Genomic DNA, 14,284 nt, shown 5'->3' with positions numbered 1-14,284 from the left:
TGCACGGAGGGGTCTCCTTCACTCGATCCAGTTGCGCGGTGGGGGTGCGCGGTGGGGGGTGGTGCGAGTGGGTGGAGCGTGCCAGCAGATGACCAGTTTTTGACAGGGTACTGACAAGTATTTGACTGGAATGTGTCCGTCAGGGGGTGCGGGGTGTCCGGTAAGCGTGCGGTTCGCGGGGGTGGGAACCGGGTACGGGCGCGGGCACGCCGAAGCCCCCCGGCGCGGGGCGCGCGGGGGGGCTTCGGCGGTCGTTCTCTCAGGCGGTGGCGCCGTAGTGGCGGTGCCTGTGCCGGTGGCGGTCGCTCAGACGTTGACGCCGAAGTCCTGGGCGATGCCGACGAGGCCCGAGGCGTACCCCTGGCCGACCGCGCGGAACTTCCACTCCGCACCGTTGCGGTACAGCTCGCCGAAGACCATGGCGGTCTCGGTGGCGGCGTCCTCGCTCAGGTCGTAGCGGGCGATCTCGGCGCCGCCGGCCTGGTTGATGATGCGGATGAAGGCGTTGCGGACCTGGCCGAAGTTCTGCGAGCGGTTCTCCGCGTCGTAGATGGAGACCGGGAAGACGATCTTGTCGACGTCGGCGGGGAGGCCTGCCAGGTTGACGTTGATCTGCTCGTCGTCGCCCTCGCCCTGGCCCGTGACGTTGTCACCGGTGTGGACGATGGTCTGGTCCGGGGTGGACTTGTTGTTGAAGAAGACGAAGTGGGCGTCCGAGTAGACCTTGCCCGCCGGGTTGACCGCGATCGCGGAGGCGTCGAGGTCGAAGTCGGTGCCGGTGGTGGTGCGGACGTCCCAGCCGAGGCCCACCGTGACGGCGGTCAGGCCCGGGGCCTCCTTGGTGAGCGAGACGTTGCCGCCCTTGGACAGGCTTACAGCCATGGGAAGTCCCTTTCATCGTGATGTGCGGGCTACGGCCGTTCCCGAAGCTACCGTCACCCCTCATAACGTCGGCAGGGGATGCCGGGTTCCAGTTGTCTTTACTTTCTTTGCCGGGGTACGGGCAGACGGGTGCCGTACAAAAGAGGGTGACGCGGCGCGTCGCGCGGGGGACCATGGAGCCCATGTCCGGGCCCTACCTCATCCGCGGCTCCGTCTCCCTTCCGGAGGCCGAGCTCATGTGGCGTTTCTCGCGGTCCTCCGGGCCCGGCGGGCAGCACGTCAACACCAGCGACTCGCAGGTGGAGCTCCGCTTCGACCTCGGTCGTACGGAGGCGCTGCCGGAGGTGTGGAAGGAGCGGGCGCTCGCGCGGCTGGATTCGCGGCTGGTGGGCGGGGTGGTGACGGTCCGGGCGTCCGAGCACCGCTCGCAGTGGCGCAACCGGGAGACGGCGGCGGTGCGGCTGGCGGCGCTGCTCGCCGAGGCGACCGCGCCGCCGCCGAAGCCGCGGCGGGCGACGCGGATTCCGCGGGGGATCAATGAGCGGCGGTTGCGGGAGAAGAAGGCGCGGGGGGAGACGAAGCGGGGTCGCACGGGCCGCGACTGGTAGCCCCGTCCTCGCGACCTCCCCGCACCCCACCCCCTCGCCGGGGCCTGCGCCCCCCCGCGCCCCTCGCCGAGGCCTGCGCCCCGGTACCCCCCTTACGGGGCTGCGGCCCCACGCCCCCCTTACGGGGCTGCGCCCCGGTGCCCTCTTTCGTCTGCGGACCGTGCTGGGCCGGTCGCGCAGTTCCCCGCGCCCCTAGGGGGTCGGCCGCACCCGGAACACCCAGCTCAGCCCCAGACCCCCAGGGGCGCGGGGAACTGCGCGAGTAACCCACCACCGGCCCGCAGACGTACCCCTGGCCAAAAAGGGGCGCGGGGAACTGCGCGAGCAACCCACCACCGACCCGCAGACGAACCCCCCGCCAAAAAAGGGGCGCGGGGAACTGCGCGAGCAGCCACCTACCCGCACAGCCACCCCCACCCCCCTCACCCCAGCTGCCGGTACCGCCCCCGGAAATACGTCAGCGGCCCCCCCTCCGCACTGGGCAGCTCCACCCCCAGCACCCGGGCGATCACCAGCGTGTGATCGCCGGCCTCGACCCGCTGTTCCGTCCGGCACTCCAGGGTCGACAGCGCGCCCCCCACCAGCGGCGCGCCGCTCAGTTCGCCCCTCTTGTAGGCGATGTCCTCGAAGAGCAGGCGGTCGCTGATGCGGCCCTTCATCGCGAAGCGGCCCGCGATGTGGCGCTGGCTCTCCGAGAGGACCGAGACCGCCCAGAGGGGCTGCTCGGCGAGCAGGTCGTCCATGCGGGAGCCGTTCCGTACGCTCACCAGGATCAGCGGCGGGTCGATGGAGACGGACAGGAACGCCGTGGCCGTCATCCCGACGTCCTCGCCGCGCGGGCCCGCGTCCTCGTCGTGGGCGGTCACCAGCACCACCCCGCCGGCCAGCCGGGACATCGCGGCACGGAATTCGTCATTGCTCACCCCCTCAGCATGGGGGGTCTGCGACGGCAGGGACGGGAGAGCTCGGAGAACGTCTGTCTGCAACACGTACAGAACGCTAGTCTCCGGCCCCAACGCCGCACATCGGGCCCTGGGACCAGAAGGGTCCTAGGACCGGATGGGGGCGCGGAGGGCCCCGGGGGAGGTGCAAGCGGAGGTGAGGGGCAGGCGGAGGCGGGTGTGGGCGAGGGCGCCCTACTGCAAACCCGTACCCCGCCACACCCCACCCCGCCCCAATAACCGGCATTAACGCCTGTTTGCATTCCGTAATTCCGCGGAGCGCTCCCACCCTCCGCACGGCACCCGCCATCACCCCGTGTGACTTGAGTCACAGAGTGCAGTAATTGTTGACCCTGTGTACCGAGTGGGCAGCTCGCTGTGATTCAGTGACGGGGACGTTGCACGAAAAGCGCCCACGGGGAAGTCGGAAGCCGGGCCGGAAGCCGGAGAAGAAGCGCGCCGAATCAGGATCCTGGAGTTGCTGTCGAGGTCTCGGGGAGAGCGAGCAATGGAGACCGAGTCGGAGCCGTACGTCCGTCTTGCGACCCTGCGGCAGCTGCATCAGGTGGTCACCGACCTGAACACGGCCCGCAGTCTGGCGGACACGCTGCAGACCGTCGCCGACGGCGTCATCGCCGGGCTCGGATACGAGCTGGCCTGCGTCAATCTCGTACGCCCCGACGGGGACCTCGTCGTCGCCGCCTTCGCCGGGAACGCCGCCGCCGAGGCTCTGATCACCGGGCGCGTCGGCAGCCGCGCCTCCTGGGAGCGCCGGCTCACCATGGGTGAGGGCTGGGGCGACCTGCGGTTCATCCCGCACACCGAGGGCTGGGTGCTCCTGGAGGACGACGTCCCCCAGTGGTACACCGAGGGCCCCGAGCCGCGCTTCGAGGACGAGTGGCACCCCCAGGACCGTCTCTACGCGCCGATGTACGCCTCCGGGGGCGGGCGCGAGCTCCTCGGCGTCATCTCGGTCGACAAGCCGCGCAACGGGCGGCGTCCGGGCGCCTGGGGACGCGAAGCGCTCCAGATGTACGCCTCCCAGTCCGCCATTGCGATCAGCAACGCCCGGCTTCGCGCAAACATGCAGCGCGCCCTGGTTCGGCTGGAGCGGGAGCAGCAGGCGCTGCGGGCCAGCGAGGAGAGCTTCCGGCAGGCCTTCGAGTACGCGCCGTCCGGTATGGCCATCGCCGAGATGGGCGGTGACCAGCACGGACGTCTGCTGCGTACCAACGACGCGCTTTGCCGGCTGCTCGGCCGGCCCGCCGCCGTCATGCGGCGCTACTCCTTCGCCGACCTCGTCCACCCCGACGACATAGGCCTGCTGCTGCGCACCTCGGCCGAGGGCGGGCGCGCCGAGCTGCGGCTCGGGCGCCGCGACGGCTCGTACGTATGGGTGTCGCTGCGCAATTCCGTCGTCGCCGATACCGCCGACGGTCCCCGTTTCCTGCTCACCCACGTCGAGGACATCGAGGAGCGCAAGCGGCACGAGCTCCAGCTCGCCCACCGCGCCTCGCACGACTCGCTCACCGGCCTGCCCAACAGCGCGGAGCTGCGCGCCCGCCTCTCCGCCCGGCTCTGCCAGCGGCCGTACGCGGTGGGCGCCACCGCCGTGGAGGCGCTGGACGCGGCGTACGGGGAGGTGCACGACGGGCGGCCCGAGACCCCGGGGCACGCGGTGTGCGCCTCCGGCGGCTTCGACTTCGACCCGGCGCCGGGGGTGGGGCCCTTCGACCACCATGTGCACATGGTCGCCCCCGAGGGTGAGGTGGACGACGGCACCAAGGGGCTCGCGGTCCTCTTCTGCGACCTCGACGGCTTCAAGTCGATCAACGACCGGTTCGGTCACAACACCGGCGACGCCGTCCTCATCGAGGTAGCGCGCCGGCTCACGAGCGGGGTGCGCGACGGCGACACGGTCGCGCGGCTCGGCGGTGACGAGTTCGTCGTCCTCGCCGACGGCCTGGGCGCGGCCGACGCGGCCGACCTCGCGGTCCGGCTGCGCAACGCGATCATCCCGCCCATCAGGGTGGACGGACGGGCGGTCCGCGTCGGGGCGAGTTTCGGCATCGGCTGGGCCAGCTGCGGGATGTCCGTCGAGGAGGTCCTGCGCTCCGCCGACCAGCGGATGTACATCGAGAAGCGGTCGCGCGCGAAGGTCCACCGGCGCGCCGGTTAGCTTCCGGCGCACCGGGGGTGCGACCGAGGTCGCGGCCATGGTGTCGGCCGTTCGGGGTAGGCTCGGCCGGTCGGCGACGGCTGGCGAACAGTGAGGAGTGACCCCGGATGACGCCCGGCAACAACGGCGCGAGCACGCCCGAGGACGACGATCCGTTCGGCTATCTGTACGAGGACGGACAGGCCTCCGGCGCCACCCCGCCCCGCTCGGGCGGCTACGGCTACCCCAACCCGACGGCACCGCAGCAGCCCGGCGTGCCCCGCACCTCGTACAACCAGGTGCGGACGGTCGGCGAGCGCCAGTACGGGCAGGTCCCGCAGCAGCAGTACGCCCAGCAGTACGGCCAGCCCCCTCAGCAGCAGGGCCGGCAGCAGTACGGCCAGCCCACCGCCCAGTACGCGGCGCCCGAGACCTACGGCGGTGCCCCCGGCCGTCCCGCGCCCCCGGTCGACGGCGGCGGCGGGCGCGGCGGCCGTGGCCCCAACACCAAGGGCCTGCTGATCGGCGCGGTCGCGGTGGTCGCGGCGGTCGTCATCGGCATCGGTGTGGCGTTGGCCACCAACGGCGACGGCAAGAAGGACGACGGCGCGGCCGGGCCGACGGGCGGCGGCACCTCCACGGGCGCCCCCCAGCAGCCGTCGCAGAAGCCCTCCGACTCGGCGTCCCCCCCGGCCCAGGAGCTCCCCAAGCAGGACGCGGCGACGCTGAAGCTGGGCGGGGGCGCGGTGCTGGCCAAGGACGTGAAGGGCGCGCAGGGCACGGACGGGGCGTACGTCAACGGCTTCAACCAGATCGGCGCCTCGCTGACCTGGCAGGCCGATCTGCCGTCGTCCGGCTCGTACTACCTGTACGTGCGGTTCGCCATCCCGGCGAAGGACGCCAACGCGACCGTGACGGTCAACGGCAAGCCGAACGCCCAGCCGATAGGCCTGAGGAACTTCAGGGGGTCCACCGACCCGAAGCTGGAGAACAACTGGCAGTACTCGTGGACGCAGGTCAACCTGAAGCGGGGGCCGAACACCATCAAGTTCTCCTGTGAGCAGGGGAACCAGTGCGACGCGGTGTTCGACTGGGTCGAGATCAGCAAGACGAAGAAGCACTACTAGTCGGGCGGGTCTGTTCGCCGCGGGCCGTGCCCGGTTGCGCGCGCGGTTCCCCGCGCCCCGGGGGCCGGGGGTGCGGGCTAGCCCGTCACGCTCGTTACCCGCACCTGTGTGAGCAGCTCCTCGTACGCCCCCGTGTCGTACTCGCCCGCCACCGGCGCCAGGACCGTCGCCGCCGACAGGGCCACCGCCCGCGCCAGCCGGTCCGGCCAGGGCAGCCCCTCCACCAGGGACGACAGCAGGGCCGCCACCGCCGAGTCGCCCGCGCCCGTGGGGTTGCCCCGGACCGGGGACGGCGGGGCCGCCTGCCAGGTGCCCTCGGGGGTGACCGCCACCAGGCCCTCGGGGCCCAGGGAGGCGACCACGCCGTGCGCGCCCCGGCGGCGGGCGTCGCGGGCCGCGCGCAGGGGCTCACGGGAGCCGGTCAGCCGGGCCAGCTCGTCCGCGTTGGGCTTGATCAGATCGGGGCGGGCGGCGAGGCCGCGCCGCAGGGGTTCGCCGCTGGTGTCCAGCAGGACGGGGACGCCGGCCGCGCGGGCCCGGCGTACGAGGTCGGCGTAGGCGCCGACGGGGACCCCGGGCGGCAGGCTGCCGCAGAGGGCGACCGCGTCCGCCTCCCGCAGCAGCGGCTCGTACACCGCGAGGAACGCCTCCCACTCCTCGGCCGTGACCTGCGGGCCCGGCTCGTTGAGCTGGGTGGTGTCGCCGGTGGCCGCGTCCACGACCGCGATCGTGCGGCGGGTGGTCCCGGCGATGGGGACCAGCGCGTCCACGGGGGCCAGCGGGGCGAGCAGTTCGCGCAGGACCGCGCCGGTGCGACCGCCCGCGAAGCCCGTGACGACACATTCGTGGCCGAGCGCGGCCAGGACCCGGGCCACGTTGAGGCCCTTGCCGCCGGGGCGCTCGGTCACCTCCTCCACCCGGTGGGCGGTGTGCGGGACGAGCTCGGGGACCCGGTAGGTCAGGTCGAGTGCCGTGTTCGGCGTGACGGTCAGGATCACGGGGTGATCATGCCAAACGGACGGTGGCCGGCCCAGACCCCGCAGCCGCGGGTTCCGGCCGCCACCGTGTCCCGGGGGCTCAGCCGAGCACGGGCGCCACGATCCACTCGCCCCGGCGCATCACGCCCTTCAGCGCGAACGCCTCGTCCAGGACCACCAGGTCCGCGTCCTTGCCCGGCTCCAGCGAGCCGACCCTGTCGTACACGCCGAGCAGCCGCGCCGGGTTGGCGCAGAGCGCGCGGACCGCGTCCTGCACCGAGAGGCCGTCGACGCTCACCGCGCGCCTGAAGGCACGGTCCAGGGTCAGGGTGGAGCCCGCGATGGAGCCGCCCTCTACGAGCCGGGCGACGCCCTCCTTGACCTCGACCTCCAGCGGTCCGAGGTGGTAGAGCCCGTCGCCGAACCCGGCCGCGTCCATGGCGTCCGTGATGAAGGCGACCCGGTCGGCGCCCTTGTGGTGGAAGGCCAGTTCGAGCGAGGCGGGGTGCAGGTGCGTGCCGTCGTTGATCAGCTCGACGGTGATCCGCTCGTCCTCCAGGAGGGCGGCGATCGGGCCGGGCGCGCGGTGGCCGAGCGCGGGCATCGCGTTGTAGAGGTGCGTGGCGACGGTGGCGCCCGCGTCGATCGCCTCGACGGTCTGCTCGTAGGTGGCGTCGGTGTGGCCGATGGCGGCGATCACCCCGTGCTCGGCGAGCAGGCGTACGGAGTCGAGGCCGCCGGGCAGCTCGGTGGCGAGGGTGAACATCCTGGCGGTGCCCCGGGCCGCGTCCATCAGCTTGCGGACCTCGGCCGGGTCGGGGTGGCGCAGCAGGTCCTCGCTGTGGGCGCCCTTGCGGCACGGCGAGATGAAGGGCCCCTCGAAGTGGATGCCCGCCAGGTCGCCCTGCTCGACCAGCTCGGAGAGCAGCCCGGCCCGCTGGGCCAGGAAGTCCATCTCGCCGGTGACGGTGGAGGCCACCATGGTGGTGGTGCCGTGCAGACGGTGGGTGTGGATGCCCTTCAGGACGTCCTCGACCGTGCCGTTGGTGAAGGAGGCGCCGCCGCCGCCGTGGACGTGCATGTCGACGAAGCCGGGGAGGACCCAGTGGCCGCTGAGGTCGACGCGCTCGGCGCTCCCGGGCGCGCTTCCCGCGATCCGCGCGCCCTCGACGATCACGCGTCCGTTCTCGACGACGCCGGTCGGCAGCACGACGCGGGCGCCGGAGAGGACCTTGACTGCGGCCATCAGGCGGTTACCTCCGTGGAGTGGGTGGTGCCGGGAGGGGTCCCGGTGCCGGGAGCGGGTGCGGTGCCGGTGGCGTCGAGCAGGTCCCAGGCGAGCAGGCCCGCGCCCAGGCAGCCCGCCGTGTCGCCGAGGGCGGCCGGGACGATCGCGGGCATCTTCTGGAACGTGACGCGCTCCTCGACGGCCGCCCGCAGCGGTACGAACAAGGTTTCCCCGGCTTCGGCGAGTCCGCCACCGATGATCAGGGTGCGGGGGTCGAGCAGGGTGAGCGCGGTGACCAGGCCGTCCGCGAGGGCGGCGACGGCCTCGTGCCAGACGGCCCGCGCCGCCGGGTCGCCGGACTCGACGGCCTTGGCGCAGTCGGCCGCGTCCGCGTCCGGGTCACCGCTGGCCTCGGCCCACGCCTGGGTGACGGCGGAGGCGGAGGCGAGGCGCTCCAGGCAGCCGCGCTGGCCGCAGCCGCAGGGGATGCCGCCGGGGCGCACCACGATGTGGCCGATCTCGCCGGCGTAGCCGTGGGCGCCCGGCTCGATCCGGCCGTCGATGCCGATGGCTCCGGCGATGCCGGTGCCGAGCGGGACGAAGAGGAAGCGGTCGGCGTCCCTGCCCGCGCCGATGCGGCCCTCGGCGAGGCCGCCGGTGCGTACGTCGTGGCCGAGGGCGACGGGCACGCCGTCCAGCCGGTCGCTCAGCAGCCGCCGCATGGGGACGTCGCGCCAGCCGAGGTTGGCCGCGTAGACGGCGACGCCGTTCTCGGCGTCGACGATGCCGGGCACGGCGACCCCGGCCGCCCGGGCGCTCTCGCCGAGGTGCTCCTCGCCGTACGACCGCAGCTCGGCGGCGAAGTCGAGGATGCCCGCGACGACGGCCTCGGGGCCGCGCTCGCGGCCGGTGGGCCTGCGCGCCTCGTACAGCAGGCCGCCGTCCACCCCGATGAGGGCGGCTTTCATCCCGGTGCCGCCCACATCCAGGGCGATGACGTGTCTCACGGGAGACAGTCTCGCGCGTTCACCCATGAAAGGTCTAGTCCACTCACCGGGTGGCGGGGTAAGCGTTTTCCCAAGTGCCGCCGGGCATACGGCCGTACGGGTGGGGCATCAGGGGGAGAAGTTGTGGAAGTGATATCCAACTGGTGTAGACCTCAGCCCCGGCTGCGAGGGAAGATCGCAGCTCATGTAGACAGGACGTTGCGAACAGGACGTTCACGGGGGACCGACTGGCGAACAACGAGGGTGGGACAGAGCACGTGCAGCGGCGCTTCTTGGGTCTGACGGCGGCGGTGGCCGCACTCGGCATGACGGCGGGCCTCGCCGGCTGCGGCAGCGACAGCGGCTCCGGCAGCGTCACCCTCAAGCTGGTGGCCGCCGACTACGACATCGCGGGCGGCAGCAGCACCAAGGCGTACTGGCACGACGTCGTCAGCGACTTCGAGAAGAAGAACCCCCGTATCAAGGTCGAGGTCACCGTCCTGTCCTGGGACGTCGTCGACGCCAAGGTCGCGGAGATGGTGAAGGCGGGCAAGGCCCCAGACATCGCGCAGATCGGCGCCTACTCCGACTACGCCGCCGGCGGCAAGCTCTACTCCGTCGACCAGCTGCTCTCCATCCCCGTCCAGGCGAACTTCCTGGCGCCGCTGGCCGACGCGGGCGAGATGAAGCGTGTCCAGTACGGCATCCCGTTCGTGGCCTCCACCCGGCTGCTCTTCTACAACCAGACGCTCTTCGACAAGGCGCACATCAAGCCGCCGCAGACCTGGGCGCAGCTGGCGTCCGACGCGAAGGCGCTGAAGGCCAAGGGGGTGAAGACCCCGTTCGCGCTGCCGCTGGGCAGCGAGGAGGCCCAGGCCGAGACGATGATGTGGATGCTGAGCGGCGGTGGCGGTTACGTCAACCAGATCTCCGGCTACGACCTCGACTCGCCGGAGAACATCAAGACCTTCAACTGGCTGAAGAAGAACCTCGTCGAGGAGGGCCTCACCGGGCCCGTCGCGCCCGGGAAGCTGAACCGGCAGGCGGCCTTCGACGCGTTCGCCAAGGGCGAGGTCGGCATGCTCAACGGCCACCCCTCGCTGATGGAGCAGGCCCGCAAGAAGGGCGTGAAGTTCGGCATGGTCCCGCTGCCCGGCACCGAGGGCAAGGCCAAGGCGTCGATGGGCGTGGCCGACTGGATCATGGGCTTCAAGCAGAACGGCCACCGCGAGGAGATCGGCGAGTTCCTCGACTTCGCGTTCAACGACCAGAACGTGCTGGCGTTCGCGGACAAGTACGACCTGCTGCCCGCGACCCGTACGGCGTCGCAGGCCATGCAGAACGACGGCAAGCACCCGGAGCTCAAGGAGTTCCTGACCGCGCTGCCCACCTCCGAGCTGCCGCCGGTCGGCAAGACCTCCTGGCCGAAGGTCAGCGAGACGATCAAGAAGCGGATCGGCGGGGCGGTCTCGCCCGAGGGTGACCCCCGGTCGGTGCTCGAAGGCATCGCGAAGGTCGCCACCGAGGCCGAGAACGCGGAGTAGGTCCGGGCGCCGCGGGGGGCGGTCCGGCCGCGATACGTTGGCTTGTATGACCGACGACGACCTCAGTGAGCGCGCTCGGGCCGTGCTGGCCATCGAGCGGCGGTCCTGGGCCGGGCCCGGCGCCAAGGAGCGGGCCGTGCGCGAGCGGCTGGGGATCTCGCCGACGCACTACTACCAGCTCCTCAACGCCCTGCTCGACGACGAGCGGGCGCTCGCCCACGACCCGGTCACCGTGAACCGGCTGCGCCGGGTACGCGAGACGCAGCGCGAACGCCGGGACTGACCGGGGCTTTTCCCCACCCCGGCATGGCTGTGATCCGCCCCGCGCCGTTAGGGTCGTGCCATGGGCAGCCACACGCATCCTTTGCCGACTCCTGCCACGTCCGCCGGGCGCGAGGCGCTGGCCGCGATCCTGGCCGCACCCGAGCGGGCCGTGATCGCGCTCGACTTCGACGGGACGCTCGCGGAGATCGTCGCCGACCCCGAACAGGCCAGGGCGCACCCCGGCGCGGTGCCCGCGCTGGCGGCGCTCGCCCCGAAGGTCGCCTCCGTCGCCGTGATCACCGGTCGCCCCGCCGGGGTCGCCGTACGGTACGGGGGGTTCGCGGGCGTCCCCGGTCTGGAGCACCTGGTGGTGCTGGGCCACTACGGCGCCGAGCGCTGGGACGCCGTGACCGGGACGGTCCACGCGCCCGCGCCGCACCCCGGCGTCACCGCCGCCCGCGCCGAGCTGCCGGGGGTCCTGGACGCGCACGGGGCCTGGCGGGGCACCTGGATCGAGGAGAAGGGGCAGGCGGTCGCGGTCCACACCCGGCGCGCCTCGGACCCGCAGGCCGCGTACGCCGCCCTGCACGACCCGCTCGCCGCCCTCGCCGCCCGGCACGGCCTGATCCTGGAGCCCGGCCGGCTGGTCCTGGAGCTGCGGCCCCCGGGGATGGACAAGGGGGTGGCGCTGGCGGAGTACCTGCGCGAGGTCGGCGCGGGGTCCGTGGTGTACGCGGGGGACGACCTCGGTGACCTGCCCGCGTTCGGGGCGGTCGAGAAGCTGCGCTCGGACGGGGTGCCGGGGCTGCTGGTGTGCAGCGGGGCGGGGGAGGTGCCGGAGCTCGCGGAGCGGGCGGATGTGCGGGTGCCGGGGCCGGCGTCGGTGGTGGAGTTCCTGTCGGCGCTGGCCGACCGCCTGTAGGAGCCCCCACCCCACCCCTTCCCGAAAGCCTCCGGCGGATGCCGGTCGCCTGTGGACCGTGGGCGGCTGGTCGCGCCCACGCGGCGGAGCCGCACGTCGACACGGCCCCGCGCCCCTAACCGCCTGGGGGCGCGGGGAACTGCGCGAGCGACCCAGCACGGTCCGCGGACGAAATCAGCGCCGCAGTTCCTCCAGCTGCTCCAGGAACCACCGCTGCGGCGGCAACGCGGTCGCCGCAGCCGCCAGCCGCTTCGTGCGCGCGGCCCGCTCCTCCGGTCCCATGGACAGCGCCTCGTGCAGCGCGGTCGCCGTCCCCGACACGTCGTACGGGTTCACCACCACCGCGTCCTCGCCCAGCTCCTCGTACGCCCCCGCCTCCCGCGACAGCACCAGCGCGCACCCGGAGTCCGAGACCACCGGCACTTCCTTGGCGACCAGGTTCATGCCGTCCCGGATCGGGTTGACCAGCGCCACGTCGGCCAGCCGGTATGCCGCCAGGGACCGGGCGAAGTCGTCCTTGACGTGCAGGACCACCGGGGTCCAGCCGTCCGTCCCGTACGCGGAGTTGATCGAGGCGGCCACCCGGGACACCTCCTCGGTGTACTTCCGGTACACCGGCAGGTCCTGTCGCGACGGATAGGCGAAGGCGACGTGCACCACCCGCTCGCGCCACTCGGGGTGCTCCTCCAGGAGCTGCCGGTACGCCAGCAGCCCGCGCACGATGTTCTTCGACAGCTCCGTGCGGTCGACCCGGACGATCGTGCGGCGGCCCGCGCCGATCTCCTCCCGCAGCGCGGCCATCCGCTCCTCGACGTCGCTCTCGTGCGAGCGGCGCCGCAGGAACTCGGCGTCCGTGCCGAGCCCGTGCACCCCGATCCGGGTGGTGCCCGTACCGCCGACGACGTCCTCGCAGCAGCGGGTGAACGCGTCCGCCCAGCGCCGGGTCAGGAAGCCGAGCCGGTCCGCGCCGAGCATCCCCTTCAGGAGCTGCGCGGCCACGTCGTCCGGGAGCATCCGGAAGTACTCGGGCGGCGCCCACGGGGTGTGCGAGAAGTGGCCGATGCGCAGGTCGGGGCGGAGTTCGCGGAGCATGCCGGGGACCAGCGCCAGGTGGTAGTCCTGGACGACCACGGCCGCCCCGTCCGCCGCCTCGTCCGCCAGGGCCCGCGCGAAGGCCCGGTTGTACGTCTCGTACGCACCCCACTGGCGCCGGAACTCCGCGTCGAAGGCGGGCTCAAGGGGCGTCTGGTAGAGCATGTGGTGGACGAACCACAGCACCGAGTTGGCGATGCCGTTGTAGGCGTCGGTGTGCACGGACGCGTCGATGTCGAGCATCCGCACACCGGGCTCGCCCACCCCGCGCCGCACCGCCTCCCGGTCGCCGTCGCCGAGCGCGGAGCACACCCACAGGGTGTCCGCCTCGGCGCCGATGGCGGAGAGGCCCGAGACCAGGCCGCCGCCGCCGCGGCGGGGTGTGAGTGTTCCGTCGGGGTCGAGGGTGTACGAGACCGGGCCGCGGTTGGACGCGACGAGGATCTGGGCAGCACGCGCGGAGACCATGGAGACGAACCTAGCCCGAAGCGGAATGCCTCAAACGTGCGAACCGTGTCACGGAACCCGACGGTCATGCTCGTTTACGCCGCGCGATGCACCGCGTACTCCGAGATTTCGCGCATGGGCGGCCGTTCCTCGGTGTCCACCGCGTACGTGCGCGGTACGAAGCCCTCCTCGGCCCGCTCGAACTGGGTCAGCGAGGGCCGCACCAAGTGGGCCCGGGACAGCCGCAGTTGGGCCGTGCGGTAGATCGCGGCGGCCATCCGGCCGAGCGCCTGCCCGTCCTGGTGGCGGTGTCTGCGCACGCCCACGTCGACCTGGGCCAGCGCGTCGAGACCCACGGTGTGCAGCGCGTCGACGAGCAGCCCCAGCTCCACTCCGTAACCGACGGGGAAGGGCAGCCGCTCCAGCAGGGAGCGCCGGGCCGCGTACTCGCCGCCCAGCGGCTGGACGAACCCGGCCAGCTGGGGCCAGTGCAGATTGAGCAGCGGGCGGGCCACCAGTTCGGTGACGCGACCGCCCTGACCTGGGGAGTCGCCGAACGGGCGGTCGTACATCGCCTTGACGAGGTCGACGTCCGGATCGGTCAGGAGCGGGCCGACGATCCCGGAGACGAAGCCGGGGTCGAAGTCCTTCAGGTCCGCGTCGATGAAGCAGACGATGTCACCCGTGGTGACCAGCAGGGAGCGCCACAGGACCTCGCCCTTGCCGGGCAGCGCCGGTATCCGGGGCAGGATCGCGTCCCGGTGCACTACCCGGGCGCCCGCGGCGGACGCGACCTCGGCCGTACGGTCGGTGGAGCCGGAGTCGACCACCACCAGCTCGTCCACCAGCGGCACGGCGACGGTCATCAGCTCGCGCCGGATCGCGGTCACGATCTGCCCGACCGTGGCCTCCTCGTCCAGCGCCGGCAGGACCACGCTGACCGTGGTGCCGGTGCGGCGCTTGGCGGCCGTGATCGCGTCCAGCGGGCGGTCGGCCGCCGACCAGGAACGCCTGCTCAGCCAGCGCTCCACCTCTTCCAGCACGATCGGTGACCCCTCTGTGAGTGACGGTGTGCGGGACGGCTCGGGTGCCGTCTGTGATCCATCTC

At 72.5% G+C, this 14,284-nt stretch carries 13 protein-coding genes; 6 read left to right on the top strand and 7 right to left on the bottom strand.

The window, feature by feature from the left end; genetic code table 11:
* Positions 1 to 306: 306 nt before the first annotated feature.
* A complete protein-coding gene (locus tag ACZ5ID_RS04835) occupies positions 307 to 882 on the bottom strand; it encodes a TerD family protein (RefSeq protein WP_101388906.1) in 576 nt (191 codons plus the stop codon).
* Between the two features lie 173 nt (positions 883 to 1,055).
* Between ACZ5ID_RS04835 and arfB the strand changes: the two genes are divergently transcribed.
* Positions 1,056 to 1,490, top strand: coding sequence for an alternative ribosome rescue aminoacyl-tRNA hydrolase ArfB (arfB, locus tag ACZ5ID_RS04830; RefSeq protein WP_468893466.1), 435 nt, complete (start codon positions 1,056 to 1,058; stop codon positions 1,488 to 1,490).
* Positions 1,491 to 1,912: 422 nt separating this feature from the next.
* On the opposite strand, the gene ACZ5ID_RS04825 is transcribed toward arfB, so the two are convergent.
* Positions 1,913 to 2,386 carry a flavin reductase family protein gene (locus tag ACZ5ID_RS04825; protein WP_468894183.1) on the bottom strand — a complete coding sequence of 158 codons (474 nt, stop codon included), beginning with the start codon at positions 2,384 to 2,386 and terminating at the stop codon, positions 1,913 to 1,915.
* Positions 2,387 to 2,939: 553 nt separating this feature from the next.
* On the opposite strand from ACZ5ID_RS04825, the gene cdgB reads away from it, so the two are divergent.
* Together cdgB and ACZ5ID_RS04815 are read left to right on the top strand one after the other, a co-directional pair.
* Positions 2,940 to 4,610: a diguanylate cyclase CdgB gene (cdgB, locus tag ACZ5ID_RS04820; RefSeq protein WP_468893464.1), complete on the top strand. Its 1,671-nt coding sequence runs from the start codon at positions 2,940 to 2,942 to the stop codon at positions 4,608 to 4,610.
* A gap of 107 nt (positions 4,611 to 4,717) precedes the next feature.
* Entirely contained in the window at positions 4,718 to 5,716 is a 999-nt protein-coding gene (locus tag ACZ5ID_RS04815; protein WP_468893462.1) for a carbohydrate-binding protein, read from the top strand.
* A 77-nt stretch (positions 5,717 to 5,793) separates the two neighbouring features.
* Here the strand turns inward: ACZ5ID_RS04815 and ACZ5ID_RS04810 are convergent, their stop codons facing one another.
* The 3 genes from ACZ5ID_RS04810 to ACZ5ID_RS04800 form a co-directional block, all read right to left on the bottom strand.
* Positions 5,794 to 6,714, bottom strand: a complete 921-nt coding sequence (locus ACZ5ID_RS04810; RefSeq protein WP_468893460.1) for a 1-phosphofructokinase family hexose kinase — start codon at positions 6,712 to 6,714, stop codon at positions 5,794 to 5,796.
* A gap of 79 nt (positions 6,715 to 6,793) precedes the next feature.
* A complete protein-coding gene (nagA, locus tag ACZ5ID_RS04805) occupies positions 6,794 to 7,939 on the bottom strand; it encodes an N-acetylglucosamine-6-phosphate deacetylase (protein WP_468893458.1) in 1,146 nt (381 codons plus the stop codon).
* Positions 7,939 to 8,928, bottom strand: coding sequence for an ROK family protein (locus ACZ5ID_RS04800; protein WP_468893456.1), 990 nt, complete (start codon positions 8,926 to 8,928; stop codon positions 7,939 to 7,941). The genes nagA and ACZ5ID_RS04800 overlap by 1 nt, the downstream gene beginning before the upstream one ends.
* A gap of 305 nt (positions 8,929 to 9,233) precedes the next feature.
* On the opposite strand from ACZ5ID_RS04800, the gene ACZ5ID_RS04795 reads away from it, so the two are divergent.
* From ACZ5ID_RS04795 to otsB, 3 genes are read left to right on the top strand one after another with little or no spacing between them, the layout of a single operon-like run.
* Positions 9,234 to 10,451 carry an extracellular solute-binding protein gene (locus tag ACZ5ID_RS04795; protein WP_468894181.1) on the top strand — a complete coding sequence of 406 codons (1,218 nt, stop codon included), beginning with the start codon at positions 9,234 to 9,236 and terminating at the stop codon, positions 10,449 to 10,451.
* A gap of 46 nt (positions 10,452 to 10,497) precedes the next feature.
* Positions 10,498 to 10,734, top strand: a complete 237-nt coding sequence (locus ACZ5ID_RS04790; protein WP_468893454.1) for a DUF3263 domain-containing protein — start codon at positions 10,498 to 10,500, stop codon at positions 10,732 to 10,734.
* Between the two features lie 60 nt (positions 10,735 to 10,794).
* Positions 10,795 to 11,637, top strand: coding sequence for a trehalose-phosphatase (gene otsB, locus ACZ5ID_RS04785; protein WP_468893452.1), 843 nt, complete (start codon positions 10,795 to 10,797; stop codon positions 11,635 to 11,637).
* 174 nt (positions 11,638 to 11,811) lie between these two features.
* Here the strand turns inward: otsB and ACZ5ID_RS04780 are convergent, their stop codons facing one another.
* Together ACZ5ID_RS04780 and ACZ5ID_RS04775 are read right to left on the bottom strand one after the other, a co-directional pair.
* Positions 11,812 to 13,197 carry an alpha,alpha-trehalose-phosphate synthase (UDP-forming) gene (locus ACZ5ID_RS04780; RefSeq protein WP_468893450.1) on the bottom strand — a complete coding sequence of 462 codons (1,386 nt, stop codon included), beginning with the start codon at positions 13,195 to 13,197 and terminating at the stop codon, positions 11,812 to 11,814.
* A 74-nt stretch (positions 13,198 to 13,271) separates the two neighbouring features.
* The gene (locus ACZ5ID_RS04775) at positions 13,272 to 14,219 is read right to left on the bottom strand and encodes a glucosyl-3-phosphoglycerate synthase (RefSeq protein ID WP_468893448.1); all 948 of its coding nucleotides are present in this window, start codon (positions 14,217 to 14,219) and stop codon (positions 13,272 to 13,274) included.
* Between the last annotated feature and the right edge of the window lie 65 nt (positions 14,220 to 14,284).

The organism is Streptomyces sp. NPDC031670, from assembly GCF_055580545.1.
The sequence above is the reverse complement of the archived record's forward strand: the minus strand, read 5'-3'. Positions and strand labels throughout refer to the sequence as shown.